At 70.0% G+C, this 14,375-nt stretch carries 14 protein-coding genes; 4 read left to right on the top strand and 10 right to left on the bottom strand.

What is annotated here, in order from left to right:
• Positions 1-16: 16 nt before the first annotated feature.
• The 6 genes from tpiA to tsaD form a co-directional block, all read right to left on the bottom strand.
• Positions 17-763 carry a triose-phosphate isomerase gene (gene tpiA, locus FJ694_RS04340; protein ID WP_157264554.1) on the bottom strand — a complete coding sequence of 249 codons (747 nt, stop codon included), beginning with the start codon at positions 761-763 and terminating at the stop codon, positions 17-19.
• Between the two features lie 11 nt (positions 764-774).
• Positions 775-1,761: an NAD(P)H-quinone oxidoreductase gene (locus tag FJ694_RS04335; RefSeq protein ID WP_157264552.1), complete on the bottom strand. Its 987-nt coding sequence runs from the start codon at positions 1,759-1,761 to the stop codon at positions 775-777.
• A gap of 6 nt (positions 1,762-1,767) precedes the next feature.
• Positions 1,768-4,188, bottom strand: a complete 2,421-nt coding sequence (pnp, locus tag FJ694_RS04330) for a polyribonucleotide nucleotidyltransferase (protein ID WP_157264550.1) — start codon at positions 4,186-4,188, stop codon at positions 1,768-1,770.
• A gap of 208 nt (positions 4,189-4,396) precedes the next feature.
• The gene (gene rpsO / locus FJ694_RS04325; RefSeq protein ID WP_028997524.1) at positions 4,397-4,666 is read right to left on the bottom strand and encodes a 30S ribosomal protein S15; all 270 of its coding nucleotides are present in this window, start codon (positions 4,664-4,666) and stop codon (positions 4,397-4,399) included.
• A 162-nt stretch (positions 4,667-4,828) separates the two neighbouring features.
• A complete protein-coding gene (locus tag FJ694_RS04320) occupies positions 4,829-6,022 on the bottom strand; it encodes a pyridoxal phosphate-dependent aminotransferase (protein WP_375140197.1) in 1,194 nt (397 codons plus the stop codon).
• Positions 6,023-6,033: 11 nt separating this feature from the next.
• Positions 6,034-7,068: a tRNA (adenosine(37)-N6)-threonylcarbamoyltransferase complex transferase subunit TsaD gene (gene tsaD / locus FJ694_RS04315; protein WP_157264548.1), complete on the bottom strand. Its 1,035-nt coding sequence runs from the start codon at positions 7,066-7,068 to the stop codon at positions 6,034-6,036.
• Positions 7,069-7,137: 69 nt separating this feature from the next.
• Between tsaD and FJ694_RS04310 the strand changes: the two genes are divergently transcribed.
• The 4 genes from FJ694_RS04310 (at position 7,138) to FJ694_RS04295 (ending at position 11,079) form a co-directional block, all read left to right on the top strand.
• Positions 7,138-7,770 (top strand): ANTAR domain-containing response regulator, encoded by a 633-nt coding sequence (locus tag FJ694_RS04310; protein WP_157264546.1) that lies wholly within the window; start codon positions 7,138-7,140, stop codon positions 7,768-7,770.
• Positions 7,771-8,060: 290 nt separating this feature from the next.
• Positions 8,061-9,326, top strand: coding sequence for a CmpA/NrtA family ABC transporter substrate-binding protein (locus FJ694_RS04305; RefSeq protein ID WP_157264544.1), 1,266 nt, complete (start codon positions 8,061-8,063; stop codon positions 9,324-9,326).
• A 33-nt stretch (positions 9,327-9,359) separates the two neighbouring features.
• Positions 9,360-10,256 (top strand): nitrate ABC transporter permease, encoded by an 897-nt coding sequence (ntrB, locus tag FJ694_RS04300; RefSeq protein ID WP_157264542.1) that lies wholly within the window; start codon positions 9,360-9,362, stop codon positions 10,254-10,256.
• Positions 10,257-10,284: 28 nt separating this feature from the next.
• Complete coding sequence (locus FJ694_RS04295; protein ID WP_157264540.1) at positions 10,285-11,079, top strand: ABC transporter ATP-binding protein; 795 nt, start codon at positions 10,285-10,287, stop codon at positions 11,077-11,079.
• A 75-nt stretch (positions 11,080-11,154) separates the two neighbouring features.
• On the opposite strand, the gene fdx is transcribed toward FJ694_RS04295, so the two are convergent.
• From fdx to iscA, 4 genes are all read right to left on the bottom strand, one after another.
• Complete coding sequence (gene fdx, locus FJ694_RS04290) at positions 11,155-11,493, bottom strand: ISC system 2Fe-2S type ferredoxin (RefSeq protein WP_157264538.1); 339 nt, start codon at positions 11,491-11,493, stop codon at positions 11,155-11,157.
• 28 nt (positions 11,494-11,521) lie between these two features.
• Positions 11,522-13,390: a Fe-S protein assembly chaperone HscA gene (gene hscA, locus FJ694_RS04285; protein WP_157264536.1), complete on the bottom strand. Its 1,869-nt coding sequence runs from the start codon at positions 13,388-13,390 to the stop codon at positions 11,522-11,524.
• A 32-nt stretch (positions 13,391-13,422) separates the two neighbouring features.
• Positions 13,423-13,941 carry a Fe-S protein assembly co-chaperone HscB gene (gene hscB, locus FJ694_RS04280; protein WP_157264534.1) on the bottom strand — a complete coding sequence of 173 codons (519 nt, stop codon included), beginning with the start codon at positions 13,939-13,941 and terminating at the stop codon, positions 13,423-13,425.
• Positions 13,942-14,047: 106 nt separating this feature from the next.
• Positions 14,048-14,371, bottom strand: a complete 324-nt coding sequence (iscA, locus tag FJ694_RS04275; RefSeq protein WP_157264532.1) for an iron-sulfur cluster assembly protein IscA — start codon at positions 14,369-14,371, stop codon at positions 14,048-14,050.
• Between the last annotated feature and the right edge of the window lie 4 nt (positions 14,372-14,375).

Below are 14,375 nucleotides of genomic sequence, written 5' to 3'. Positions count from 1 at the left end.
GCGGCAGGCCTGAACCTCAGCCCGCGGCGCGGCAGATGGCGGCGAAGTCCGCCGCCTTCAGCGCGGCGCCGCCGATGAGGCCGCCGTCAATGTCGGGTTGCGCGAAGAGCAGCGCGGCGTTGTCGGGCTTGACGCTGCCGCCGTAGAGCAGCCGCATCTCGGCCGCGCGCGGCGTGGCCGCCTGCAGTTGCGCGCGCAGCAGCGCGTGCACTTCCTGCGCCTGCTCCGGCGTGGCGGTCTTGCCGGTGCCGATGGCCCAGACCGGCTCGTAGGCCACGACCATCTCGCTCACGCAGTGGCCCAGGGTGTGGATCACGGCCGAGAGCTGGCGCTTGACCACCGCGGCGGTCTCGCCGGCCTCGCGCTGCGCCAGCGTCTCGCCCACGCAAACGATCGGCGTGACGCCATGGCCCAGCGCGATCTTGGCCTTGTCGGCCACGAGTTGGTCGCTTTCGGCGTGGTAGGCGCGGCGCTCGGAGTGGCCGACGATGACCCAGCGGCAGCCGAACTCGCGCAGCATCGCCGCCGACACCTCGCCGGTGTAGGCGCCCTGCTCGTGCGCGGAGCAGTCCTGCGCGCCCCAGCGGATGTCGCTGGCGGCCAGCGTCACGGCGGTCTCCGACAGGAAGGGGAACGGCACGCACACCGCCACGTCGCAGCCGAAGGGACGCGCCGCGAGCACGCCCTCCAGCAGCTCGGCGTTGGCCTTGTGGCTGCCGTTCATCTTCCAGTTCCCCACCACCAGCTTGCGTCTAGAAGTCATGATTTTTCTGTTCACCAAGTCAGAACGATCTTGCCCACGTGCGTGCTCGATTCCATGAGCGCATGGGCCTGGGCCGCCTGCGCGGCCTCGAACACCTCGTGGATCACCGGCTTCACCTGCCCGGACTCGATCAGCGGCCACACGCGTGCCTGCAGCGCCGCGGCGAGCTTGGCCTTGTAGGCCACGGAACGCGCGCGCAGCGTCGAGCCCGTGATCTGCAACCGCTTGCGCAGCACCAGGCCCGCGTCGATGGCGCTCTTCGTGCCACCCTGCACCGCGATGATCGCCAGCCGCCCGTCGTCGGCGAGGCACTGCAGCTCGCGACCGACGTAGTCGCCCGCCACCATGTCCAGCACCACGTCCACGCCGCGCCCGCCGGTCAGGCGTTTCGCCTCGTCGACGAAGTCCTGCGTGCGGTAGTTGATGGCATGGTCGGCGCCGAGCTGCACGCAGGCGGCGCACTTGTCGTCGCTGCCCGCGGTGACGATCACCGTCGAGCCCAGCGCCTTGGCCAGCAGCGTGGCCGTGACGCCGATGCCGCTGGAGCCGCCTTGCACCAGCAGCGTCTCGCCGGGCTGCAGCCGCGCGATCTCGAACACGTTCTGCCAGACCGTGAAGAAGGTCTCCGGCAGCGCCGCGGCCTCCACGTCCGACAGCGCCGCGGGCGCGAGCAGGGTCTGCGCGATCGGCGCCGTGCACAGCTCGGCATAGCCCCCGCCGGCCACCAGCGCGCAGACGCGGTCGCCGAGCTGGAAGCCGGACGCAGCCAGCTCCGCCGGGTCGCCGCCCACCACCGTGCCGGCGATCTCCAGGCCCGGCAGGTCGGAGGCGCCGGGCGGCGGCGGGTAGTGGCCCTTGCGCTGCACCACGTCCGGGCGGTTCACGCCCGAGGCGGCCACGCGCACCAGCAGCTCGCCGGCGGCGGGCACCGGATCGGGCCGCGTCACCAGACGCAGCACCTCGGGCCCGCCGAACTGGCCGATCTCGACGGCACGCATGGGCGCTTACCCGGGCTGGCCTTCGCCACCCTGCTGCGGCGGCACCGCCACCGGCTGCTGGGGCTGGGCCAGGGCCGGCTGCTGCACGGGCTCCTGCTGCACCAGCTGCTGCTGCACCGGCTGCTGCTGAACCGGCTGCTGAGCCTCGGCGCCGCCGTTGCCGCCGTTGCCGCCTTCAAGCGACTCGGCCACGCGCGCTTCGCGCGGCTCGCGCGGCTCGCGGCGCGGACGCTCGCCGCGCTCGCCACGGTCACCCCGGTCGCCGTACTCGCGGCGCGGCGGGCGGTCGCCGTATTCGCGGCGCGGACGGTCCTCGTCCGCGGGCATGCCCTCGGGACGCTCCTGCAGCGCCTTCATGGACAGCTTGACGCGGCCCTTGTCGTCGGTCTCCAGCACCTTGACCTTGACAATCTGGCCTTCGCTCAGGAAATCGGTGACCTTCTCCACGCGCTGGTGGGCGATCTGGCTGATGTGCAGCAGGCCGTCCTTGCCCGGCAGTACGTTGACCAGCGCGCCGAAGTCCAGGATCTTGGTGACCGGGCCTTCGTAGACCTTGCCCACTTCCACCTCGGCCGTGATCTCCTCGATGCGCTTCTTGGCGTGCGCGGCGCGCTCGGCATCGGTCGAGGCGATGGTGATCGTGCCGTCCTCGGCGATGTCGATCTGCGTGCCCGTCTCCTCGGTCAGCGCGCGGATGGTCGAGCCGCCCTTGCCGATGACGTCGCGGATCTTTTCCGGGTTGATCTTGAGCGTGTACAGGCGCGGAGCGAACTGCGAGACGTCCTCGCGCGCGCCGCCCACGGCTTCCTGCATCTTGTCCAGGATGTGCAGCCGCGCTTCCTTGGCCTGCGCCAGGGCGACCTGCATGATCTCCTGGGTGATGCCCTGGATCTTGATGTCCATCTGCAGCGCGGTGATGCCGCTGGTGGTGCCCGCGACCTTGAAGTCCATGTCGCCGAGGTGGTCCTCGTCGCCCAGGATGTCGGTCAGCACCGCAAAACGGTTGCCTTCCTTGATCAGGCCCATGGCGATGCCGGCGACGTGCGCCTTCATCGGCACGCCCGCGTCCATCAGGCTCAGGCAGCCGCCGCAGACGGAGGCCATCGACGAGGAGCCGTTGGACTCGGTGATCTCGGAGACGACGCGGATGGTGTAGGGGAAGTCGTCCTTGCTCGGCAGCGCCGCGACCAGCGCGCGCTTGGCCAGGCGGCCGTGGCCGATCTCGCGGCGCTTGGGGCTGCCCACGCGGCCCGTCTCGCCGGTGGCGAACGGGGGCATGTTGTAGTGCAGCATGAAGCGCTCTTCGAACTCGCCGGCCAGCGCGTCGATGCGCTGCGCGTCGCGCTCGGTGCCCAGCGTCGCGGCCACCAGGGCCTGCGTCTCGCCGCGGGTGAACAGCGCCGAGCCGTGGGTGCGCGGCAGCACGCTGGTGCGGATCTCGATCGGGCGCACCGTGCGGGTGTCGCGGCCGTCGATGCGCGGCTCGCCGCTGAGGATCTGGCTGCGCACCACGCGTGCCTCGATGTCGAACAGCATCGATTCGAGCTTGACCGGGTCGAAGGCGGCGCCCTGCTCCGTCAGCGCGGCCTTGACGGCGGCGTAGGCTTCGCGGGTGGCCTGGGTGCGGGCCTGCTTGGAGCGGATCTGGTAGGCGGCGCGGATGCGCTCCTCGGCCAACGCGTTGACGGTGGCGATGAAGGCCTCGTCCTTGGCCGGCGCCTGCCATTCCCACTCGGGCTTGCCGGCGTCACGCACCAGCTCGTTGATGGCGGCGATGGCCACCTTGCCCTGCTCGTGGCCGAACACCACGGCGCCCAGCATCACTTCCTCGGTGAGCATGTCGGCCTCGGACTCAACCATCAGCACGGCCGCCTCGGTGCCGGCGACGACCAGGTCCATCTTGGAGCTGGCCAGCTGCTCCTTGGTCGGGTTGAGGATGTACTCGCCGTTGGCGTAGCCCACGCGGGCGGCGCCGATCGGGCCGTTGAAGGGGATGCCGCTGATGGCCAGCGCGGCGCTGGCGCCGATGAGCGAGGGGATGTCGGCCGGCACTTCCGGGTTCAGCGAGAGCACGTGGATCACCACCTGCACCTCGTTGTAGAAGCCTTCCGGGAACAGCGGGCGGATCGGGCGGTCGATGAGGCGGCTGGTCAGCGTCTCCAGCTCGCTGGGGCGGCCCTCGCGCTTGAAGAAGCTGCCCGGGATCTTGCCCGCGGCGTAGGTCTTCTCGATGTAGTCAACCGTCAGCGGGAAGAAGTCCTGGCCGGGCTTGGCGTTCTTGGCGGCCACGACGGTGGCCAGCACCACGGTGTCCTCGACGTTGACGATGACGGCACCGCCGGCCTGGCGGGCGATCTCGCCGGTTTCGAGCGTGACGCTCTGGTGGCCCCACTGGAACGTCTTCGTGACCTTGTTGAACAGGCTCATTCTTTATCTCCGGAATGTCGGCGCGCTTGGGCGGTGGCGCCTGGGGACCGGGAGCGTCAAGGACGAGGCGGATGCCATTCCAGCGGGGCTGCAGACTGCTTCGGCAACCCCCCTGGAATGACACATCGACGCCGGTTTCCTCTCGTCTCCAAAGACAAAGAGCCTGTGCTGCGCGATGCAGTACAGGCTCCCGTCGTTCATGCGCGAATTACTTGCGCAGGCCCAGCTTCTGGATCAGCGCGACGTAGCGGTCGGCGTCCTTGCTCTTCAGGTAGGACAGCAGGCGCTTGCGCTGGTTGACCATCTTGAGCAGGCCGCGGCGGCCGTGGTGGTCCTTGGCGTGGGTCTTGAAATGGGGCGTCAGCTCGTTGATGCGAGCCGTCAGCAGGGCGACCTGGACTTCGGGAGAACCGGTGTCCGCGGGGCCGCGGGCGTTGGCGGCGACGATGTCGGCCGTCTTGATGTCAGCAACTGCCATGAGTGGAGTTTCCTGTGCTGGAAACCGGGGCACAGGCCTGGCTCAGGCCGCCGCGGTTTCCGGGTTACTTGCGGTCGCGGGTGAAACCGACCCACGCCGTGCGCTTGGCTCTCCGCACCGATCGGCAGCTTTGTAACTGCGCCACAGGTGCGAAGCCCTCGATTATAGGCCCAGCGCCCCGGCCAGCCGCTGCACGCCCAGCTTCAGCCGCTCAAGGTCTTTGGAAGCGAAGCACCAGCGCAGCCAGCCCTCGCCCTCCGGGCCGAAGGCCGCGCCCGGCGCCAGCCCCAGGCCATGCTCGGCCACCAGGCGCTTGGCCAGGGCCAGCGAGTCGTCCCGGCCCTCGACGCGGAAGAAGGCGTAGAGCCCGCCCGGCGGCGGCGCCACCTCGATGCCCGGCAGCGTGCGCAGCCCGTCGAGCAGCGTGTCGCGCCCGGCTTTCAGGCGGGACACGAGTCCGGGCACGAACTCGTCGGCCAGCGCTAGCGCCTGCAATGCGCCGCGCTGCGCGAATACCGGCGCGCAGGAGCTGTTGAACTCCAGCAGCTTGCCCGCCGCCTCCATGGCCTGGCCGCGCGGGTCAGCCGGCAGCACCAGCCAGCCCAGGCGCCAGCCGGTCATGAGGAAGCTCTTGGAAAAGCTCTGCGTGACGACGAGCCGGTCCTCGGGCGCGGCGATGTCGAGGAAGCTGGGCGCGGCGCGGCCGGCGCTGCTGCCCTCCTCGCCCGTGCCCCACCACAGCCGCTCGTAGACCTCGTCGGCCACGATCCAGGTGCCGGTGCGGCGGCAGTGATCCAGGATGGCCTGCTGCTCCGCGCGCGTGAGCGTCCAGCCCGTGGGGTTGTTGGGCGCGTTGACCAGCAGCGCACGCGTCGCGGGCGTGATGGCGTCAAGCAGCTCCTGCACATCGAGCCGCCACGCGCCCAGGTGAGGATGCAGCGACACGCGCTTCACCCGCGCACCCAACACCTCGGGCTGCGCGGTGATGTTGGGCCACACCGGCACCACGGCCACCACCTCGTCGCCCGCATTCAACAGCAGCTGTGCCGCCACCATCAGCGCGCTGACGCCGGCGCTGGTGATGGCCAGCCGCCCCGCGTCCACCGGCGCGTGCAGGTCCGAAACGTAGGCCGACAAGGCCGCGCGCAGCTCCGGCAGGCCCAGGTTGTGCGAATAGAAGGTTTCGCCGCGCCGCAGCGACGCGGCCGCGGCCTCGCGCACCTCCAGCGGCGTGACCTCGTCGCTCTCGCCGAACCAGAAAGCCAGCACGTCGGGGCGGCCCAGGCCGGCATTGGCCACTTCGCGGATCTTGGATGCGGGCAAGGCCGCCAGGGAGCTGCGGATGAAATCGTGCATGGGTGGGTGCATCAAACCTCCGCCAGCGGCCAGCGCGGCCGCACGTCGAAGGCGTAGTCGTGCTCCGGCACGGCGCGGCCGCTTTGCAGCCGCATGGCACCGGCCAGGGCGATCATGGCGCCGTTGTCGCTGCACAGGTGCAGCTCCGGGTAGTGGACGCGCACGCCGGCGCGCCGGCACAGCGAGTTCAGGTTGGTGCGCAGCGCGCGGTTCGCGCCCACGCCGCCGGCCACGACCAGCCGCTTCAGCCCCGTGGCTTTCAGCGCCTTCATCGACTTGCTGCTGAGCACGTCCACGATGGCGGCCTGCGTGCTGGCGGCCAGGTCGGCCTTGGGCTGCTCGCACACGTCGGGCCCCAGCTTGCGCAGCTGCGTCATCACCGCCGTCTTCAGCCCGGCAAACGAGAAATCCAGGTTGCCGCTGTGCAGCAGCGGGCGCGGCAGCGCGAAGGCGTCGGCGCTGCCGAACTCGGCCAGGCGCGACAGCGCCGGCCCGCCCGGATAGCCCAGGCCCAGCAGCTTGGCCGACTTGTCGAAGGCCTCGCCGGCGGCGTCGTCGATGGTCTCGCCCAGCAGTTCATATTCGCCCACGCCGGACACGCGCATGAGCTGGGTGTGGCCGCCGGAGACCAGCAGCGCCACGAACGGGAATTCCGGCGGGTCGTCGGATAGGAAGGGCGACAGCAGGTGCCCTTCGAGGTGGTGGATGCCCAGCGTCGGCTTGCCCAGCGCCGCGGCCAGCGCGCAGGCCACGCCCGCGCCCACCAGCAGCGCGCCGGCGAGGCCGGGGCCGCGCGTGTAGGCCACCACGTCCACGTCTTCGAGCGCGCAGCCGGCATCCGTGAACACCTGGCGCGCCAGCGGCAGCACGCGGCGGATGTGGTCGCGCGAGGCCAGCTCCGGCACCACGCCGCCGTAGGCGCGGTGCATCTCGATCTGGCTGTGCAGCGCGTGCGCCTTGAGCACGGGCACGCCGCCGCCGGGAGGGATCTGCACGAGGGCCACGCCCGTCTCGTCGCAGGAGGATTCAATGCCGAGCACATTCATGGTGCGGCAGTGTAGCCAGCGGGAATTTCGCACCCGGCGGTGGCGTGAAGCTTGCAAGCCGTGCGCCCCATGAAATCACCGCAAAGCCTGCGCATCGTCATCGTCGCGCCGGATTCGCTGAACCCGGACCCTGCCGACCCCGCCGCGGTGGACGAGGTCGCGCGCTCGCGCAGCCTGCGCATCGGGCTGCTGCAGCACGGCTACAACATCGTCGCGGTGCTGCCCATCGACCCGTTCCTGCCCGAGCGGCTGGCGCAGATCCAGCCGGACATGATCATCGTGGACGCCGAGAGCCAGGCGCGCGACACGCTGGAGCACGTCGTGATGGCCACGCGCGACGCGCGCCGGCCCATCGTGCTGTTCACCGACGACGACGACACCTCACGCGTGGACGACGCCATCGCCGCGGGCGTCACGGCCTACGTCGTGGCGGGCCTGGCGCCGCAGCGCATCAAGTCGGTGCTGGACGTGGCCATGGCGCGCTTTCGCCACGAGGAGGAGCTGCGCCGCCAGCTCGCCGACGCGCGCAGCCAGCTCGACGAGCGCAAGGTCGTCGAGCGCGCCAAGGGCCTGCTGATGAAGCGCCAGGGCATCGACGAGGCCCAGGCCTATGCGCGGCTGCGCAAGACCGCCATGGACAAGGGACTGAAGCTCGCCGAGGTGGCGCAGCGCATCATCGACGTGGCCGATTTGCTGGGGTAAGCACCAAGGTAGCGCAGCTTGACGGGCATCAGGCCCCCGTCATGGTGCGCCTGACCCGCCTCAAGCGGGATTGCCCCGGGACAGCAGGCTGGCACAGGGCTTGCGAGATACGGGGCAGGAGGTCAAAGGCGATCTCCTGCTGAATCAATCAAGAGGCGTCCGGCCAAGGCCGGTCGGACGGCCCCAACGGACGACGGCGTCCCCATGCCCCGCACATGCCCATCGGCAGCGCGGGTCACAGGGACGCCGTTTTTTTATTGCCCGCCGGAAAACATCACGCAGGACACCGAATGAACAAGGACGCGATCAACATGGGACGCCGCTCGATCGTCAAGGCCGCCGCCGCCACGGCCACCGTCGCCGCCACGGGCGGCATGATCCCGGGGCTGCAGGCCGCGGTGTACGCCGCCGGCTCCGACAAGCCGGAGAAGGAGGAAGTGCGCATCGGCTTCATCCCGCTGACCGACTGCGCCTCCATCGTCATGGCCTCGGTGCTGGGCTTCGACAAGAAGTACGGCGTCAAGATCGTGCCGACCAAGGAAGCCTCCTGGGCCGGCGTGCGCGACAAGCTCGTCAACGGCGAGCTCGACATGGCGCACGTGCTCTACGGCCTGGTCTACGGCGTGCACCTGGGCCTGGGCGGGCCGAAGAAGGACATGGCCGTGCTGATGACCCTGAACCACAACGGCCAGGCCATCACGCTGTCGAAGAAGCTGGCCGAGGCCGGCGCGGTGGACGGGCCGTCGCTGGCCAAGGTCATGGCCAAGGACAAGCGCGACTACACCTTCGCGCAGACCTTCCCCACCGGCACGCACGCCATGTGGCTGTACTACTGGCTGGCCAGCGCGGGCATCGACCCGATGAAGGACGCCAAGGTCATCACCGTGCCACCGCCGCAGATGGTGGCCAACATGCGCGTGGGCAACATGGACGGCTACTGCGTGGGCGAGCCCTGGGGCCACCGCGCCATCATGGACGGCATCGGCATCACCGCCGTGACCACGCAGGACATCTGGAAGGACCACCCGGAGAAGGTGCTGGGCACCACCGGCGACTTCGTCAAGAAGTACCCCAACACCGCGCGCGCCGTGATGATGGCCGTGATGGAGGCCAGCCGCTGGATCGACGCCAGCCTGCAGAACAAGATGAAGATGGCCGAGACGGTGGCCGACAAGGCCTACGTCAACACCGGCGTGGACGCCATCAACCAGCGCATCCTGGGCCGCTACCAGAACGGCCTGGGCAAGACCTGGGACGACCCCAACCACATGAAGTTCTTCAACGACGGCGCGGTCAACTTCCCGTACCTGTCCGACGGCATGTGGTTCCTCACGCAGCACAAGCGCTGGGGGCTGCTGAAGGCGCACCCCGACTACCTGGGCGTCGCGAAGCAGATCAACCAGATCGACCTGTACCGCGAGGTGGCCTCGGCCATGAAGGTCAGCGTGCCCAAGGACGTCATGCGCAGCAGCAAGCTCATCGACGGCGTGGTCTGGGACGGCAAGGACCCCGCCAAGTACGCCGACTCCTTCAAGACCAAGGCCGCCGCGGCCTGACGCGCCCCCGCCCGCCACACCAGGAGCATCACCATGGTCAGTGCCGTTTTCCACTCGCCCGCCCAGGCCGCCGCCGAGGCGTCCGCCCAACCCGCCGCCGTGGCCAAGCCCGCGCCGGCGCAGCCCGTCCAACCCATGGCCGAGCGCCGCCCGCTCCTTGACCTGCGCGCCCTTGCCGGCGCGGTGCTGCCGCCGCTGGCAGGCCTCGCGCTGCTCATCGGCGTGTGGGCTCTGCTGACCATGAACAGCACCACCTTCCCCACGCCGGCCGCGACGTGGGAAGCGGCGGTGAAGCTTTTCGCCGACCCGTTCTACCGCAACGGTCCCAACGACCAGGGCATCGGCTGGAACATCCTGGCCTCGCTGCAGCGCGTGGCCGTGGGCTTCGGGCTGGCGGCACTGGTGGGCATTCCGCTGGGCTTCCTGATCGGGCGCTTCGCCGTCCTCAACCGCATGGTCTCGCCGCTGGTGAGCCTGCTGCGCCCGGTGTCGCCGCTGGCGTGGCTGCCCATCGGGCTGCTGGTGTTCAAGGCCGCCAACCCGGCGGCGATCTGGACCATCTTTATCTGCTCGATCTGGCCGATGGTGATCAACACCGCCGTGGGCGTGCAGCGCGTGCCGCAGGACTACCTCAACGTCGCGCGCGTGCTCAACCTCAGCGAGCTCACCCTGGCGCGCAAGATCCTCTTCCCCGCGGTCCTGCCCTACATGCTCACCGGCGTGCGGCTGTCGGTGGGCACGGCGTGGCTGGTGATCGTGGCGGCCGAGATGCTCACCGGCGGCGTGGGCATCGGCTTCTGGGTCTGGGACGAGTGGAACAACCTCAACGTGCAGCACATCATCATCGCCATCGTCGTCATCGGGGTGGTGGGCCTGCTGCTGGAGCAGGCGCTGGTGGCCCTGGCCAAGCGCTTCTCCTTCGACGACTGATCACTGAACCGTTTCGGGCACAACCACCATGCACAACTTCATCAGCATCGAAGGCGCCGAGATGGTGTTCGACACCAAGAAGGGCCGCTTCCACGCGCTGCAGGGCATCAACCTCAAGATCGCCGAGGGCGAGTTCATCACGCTCATCGGCCACTCGGGCTGCGGCAAGAGCACGCTGCTCAACCTCATCGCCGGCCTGACGCTGCCCACCCAGGGCGTGCTGCTGTGCGAGAACCGCGAGATCAGCGGCCCCGGCCCGGAGCGCGCCGTGGTGTTCCAGAACCACTCGCTGCTGCCCTGGCTGAGCTGCTTCGACAACGTGTACCTGGGCGTCGAGCGCGTCTTCGGCGCCAAGGAGGCCAAGGCGCAGCTCAAGGCGCGCACCCTGGCCGCGCTGGAGCTCGTGGGCATGGGCCACGCCGTGGCGAAGCGCCCCAACGAGATCTCCGGCGGCATGAAGCAGCGCGTGGGCATCGCCCGGGCGCTGGCGATGGAGCCCAAGGTGCTGCTCATGGACGAGCCCTTCGGCGCCCTGGACGCCCTCACCCGCGCCAAGCTGCAGGACGAGCTGCTGCGCATCGTGGCGCGCACGAAGAGCACCGTGGTGATGGTCACGCACGACGTGGACGAGGCCGTGCTGCTGTCGGACCGCATCGTGATGATGACCAACGGCCCGGCCGCCACCATCGGCGAGATCGCGACCGTGGACCTGCCGCGCCCGCGCGACCGCGTCGCGCTGGCGGAGGACCTGCACTACATCCGGCTGCGCAAGCAGGTGCTGGACTTCCTCTACACCCGCCACGGCGAGAAGCGCGCGGCCTGATTCCGGGCCCAGGGTGGGCGCAATGACGAAGGGGGCCTGCCGGCCCCCTTTTTCATCGCTGCATCACGCTCTCGATCAATGCTTCTCGCGGGCGTGGTTGATCGAGTATTTCGGAATCTCGATCGTCACATCCTTGTCGGAGATGATGGCCTGGCACGACAGGCGCGAGGTCGGTTCCAGTCCCCAGGCACGGTCGAGCAGGTCTTCCTCGGCCTCGTCCATCTCGCCCAGGGAATTGAAACCCTCGCGCACCACCACGTGGCAGGTGGTGCAGGCGCAGCTGAGCTCGCAGGCGTGCTCGATCTCGATGTCGTGGTCCAGCAGCGCCTCGCAGATCGAGGTGCCGCGCTCGGCCTCGATGGTGGCGCCTTCGGGGCAGTACTCCGCGTGCGGAAGGATGCGAATGACGGGCATGTGGCGGGACTCCCTCTTTCTTGCGTGTTCAGACTTCTTCGATGGTGCGGCCGGTGAGCGCCGTCTGGATGCCGCGGTTCATGCGCGCGGCGGCAAAGGCTTCCGTACCCTTGGCCAGTCGCTCCACGGCGGCGTTGATGGCGGCATGGTCCTCGCCCTTCTCGACCTCGGCGAGCTCGCGCATCAGCGCGTCGATGTCGGCGCGCTCGGCCTCGCTGAGCAGGTCGGCGTCGGCGGCCAGCGCCGACTGCGTGGCCAGCAGCATGCGCTCGGACTCCACGCGCGCCTCGCGCAGCGCGCGCGCGCTCATGTCGGCATCGGCCTGCGCGAAGCCCTCCTGCAGCATGCGGGCGATGTCCTCGTCGGCCAGCCCGTAGCTCGGCTTCACCTGCACCGCCGCCTCCACGCCCGAGGTCTGCTCGCGCGCGGAGACGTGCAGCAGGCCGTCGGCGTCCACCTCGAAGGTGACGCGGATGCGCGCCGCGCCCGCCACCATCGGCGGGATGCCGCGCAGCTCGAAGCGTGCCAGCGACCGGCAGTCGCTGACCAGCTCGCGCTCGCCCTGCACCACGTGGATGGCCATGGCGGTCTGGCCGTCCTTGAAGGTGGTGAAGTCCTGCGCCTTGGCCACGGGAATGGTGGTGTTGCGCTCGATGACGCGCTCCACCAGCCCGCCCATGGTCTCCAGGCCCAGCGACAGCGGGATCACGTCCAGCAGCAGGATGTCGTCGGCGCCGGCATGGCCGGCAAGCTGGTTCGCCTGGATCGCCGCGCCCAGCGCCACGACCTCGTCCGGGTTCAGGTTCACCAGCGGCTCGCGCCCGAAATAGGCACCCACCGCGGCGCGCACTGCCGGCATGCGCGTGGAGCCGCCCACCATCACCACGCCCTGCACCTCGTCGCGCGCCACCCTGGCGTCGCGCAGCACGCGCCGCACGGCGCCCAGGGTGCGGTCCACCAGCGGCTTGGTGACCTCCTGGAACTGCGCGCGCGTCACCGGCACCTCGATCACGCCGTCGGCCAGCTCGCAGCGCAGCACGGCCTGCTCGGCATCGCTGAGCGCCTCCTTGGCGGCGCGGGCGCTGACCAGCAGCGCGCGCTTGTCGTGGGCGCTGAAATCGGCGCCGACCGCCTCGCGGCCGCTTTGCGCCAGCGCCCAGTCGGCCAGCAGCGCGTCGAAGTCGTCACCGCCCAGGGCGGCGTCGCCGCCGGTGGACACCACCTCGAACACGCCCTTGGTCAGGCGCAGCAGCGAGATGTCGAAGGTGCCGCCGCCCAGGTCGTACACGGCATAGAGGCCCTCGCTGCCGTTGTCCAGGCCGTAGGCCACGGCCGCGGCGGTGGGCTCGTTGATCAGGCGCAGCACGTTGAGGCCGGCGAGCTTGGCCGCGTCCTTGGTGGCCTGGCGCTGCGCATCGTCGAAGTACGCCGGCACCGTGATGACGGCGCCGAAGATGTCGTCGTTGAAGGTGTCCTCGGCGCGGAAGCGCAGCGTGGCCAGGATCTCGGCCGACACTTCCACCGGCGACTTCACGCCCTCGCGCGTTTCCACCGCCACCATGCCCGGCTGGTCCACGAAGCGGTACGGCAGCTTGGCGTGGCCGGCCAGGTCGGCGAGCTTGCGGCCCATGAAGCGCTTGACCGACACCACCGTGTTCTCCGGGTCGTCGGCCTGCACCGCCAGCGCGTCGTGGCCGATCTGGCGCCGCCCGCCTTCGAGGTAGCGCACGGCCGAGGGCAGGATGACGCGGCCCTGGTCGTCGGGCAGGCACTCGGCCACGCCATGGCGCACCGCGGCCACCAGCGAGTGCGTGGTGCCCAGGTCGATGCCGACGGCGATGCGCCGCTGGTGCGGGTCCGGCGTCTGGCCGGGTTCGGAGATCTGCAGCAGTGCCATGCTCTTTGTTGTATGTGCCCCAGGGAGGGCCGTCATTGTCCCAGCGCGTCCAGCCGCGCCTCGATGTCCTCGCGAAAGCGCGCGACGAACATGAGGGCTCTGACGCGCTGCGCCGCCGTGGCGGCGTCGCCGCGCTCGTCGAGCAGCTGCGCCACCTCGGACAGCAGCGCGCGCTCGGCGCCACGCACTTCCTCGTCCAGCGCCTCCACCGCGGCGCCGTCCTCGGCCTCCTCCAGCGCCTCGCGCCACGCCATCTGCTGCATCAGGAAGGCGGCGGGCATGGCGGTGTTGCTGTGCGCGTCGATGGGCGCGCCGCGCAGCTCGCACAGGTACGCGGCGCGCTTGAGCGGGTCGCGCAGGCGCTGGTAGGCCTCGTTGACGCGCACCGACCACTGCATGGCCAGGCGCTGCGCGGTGGGGCCTTCGGCGGCGAAGCGGTCAGGGTGCACGCGGGCCTGCAGCTGGCGCCAGCAGGCGTCGAGCGCAGCGCGGTCCAGGGCGAACTTCGGCACCAGGCCGAACAGGGTGAAGTCGTCGTCGGAGAGATTCATGAACGCAAGCCGGGCCGGCGAAACGTGCGGCGCGGCGGGCGCGCATTGTGGGCCACGCAAAGACAGTGCCGCCCGAAGGCGGCACTCTCGCGTGCGCGGCGCAGGCTCAGACGCGGAAGGATTCGCCGCAGCCGCAGCGGTCCTTCTCGCGCGGGTTGTGGAACTTGAAGCCCTCGTTGAGCCCTTCGCGCACGAAGTCCAGCTCGGTGCCGTCCAGGTAGGGCAGGCTCTTCGGGTCGATCAGGATCTTGACGCCGTGGCCCTCGAAGATGTGGTCCTCGGGCGCCACCTCGTCGGCGTACTCCAGCTTGTAGGCCATCCCGGAGCAGCCGGTGGTCTTGACGCCCAGGCGCACGCCCACGCCCTTGCCCCGGCGTGCCAGGTAGCGCGTGACGTGCCGCGCCGCCGCCTCGGTCAACGTGACAGCCATGGCC

Source organism: Azohydromonas aeria (genome assembly GCF_009760915.1).
Taxonomy (GTDB): domain Bacteria; phylum Pseudomonadota; class Gammaproteobacteria; order Burkholderiales; family Burkholderiaceae_C; genus Azohydromonas; species Azohydromonas aeria.
The sequence above is the reverse complement of the archived record's forward strand: the minus strand, read 5'-3'. Positions and strand labels throughout refer to the sequence as shown.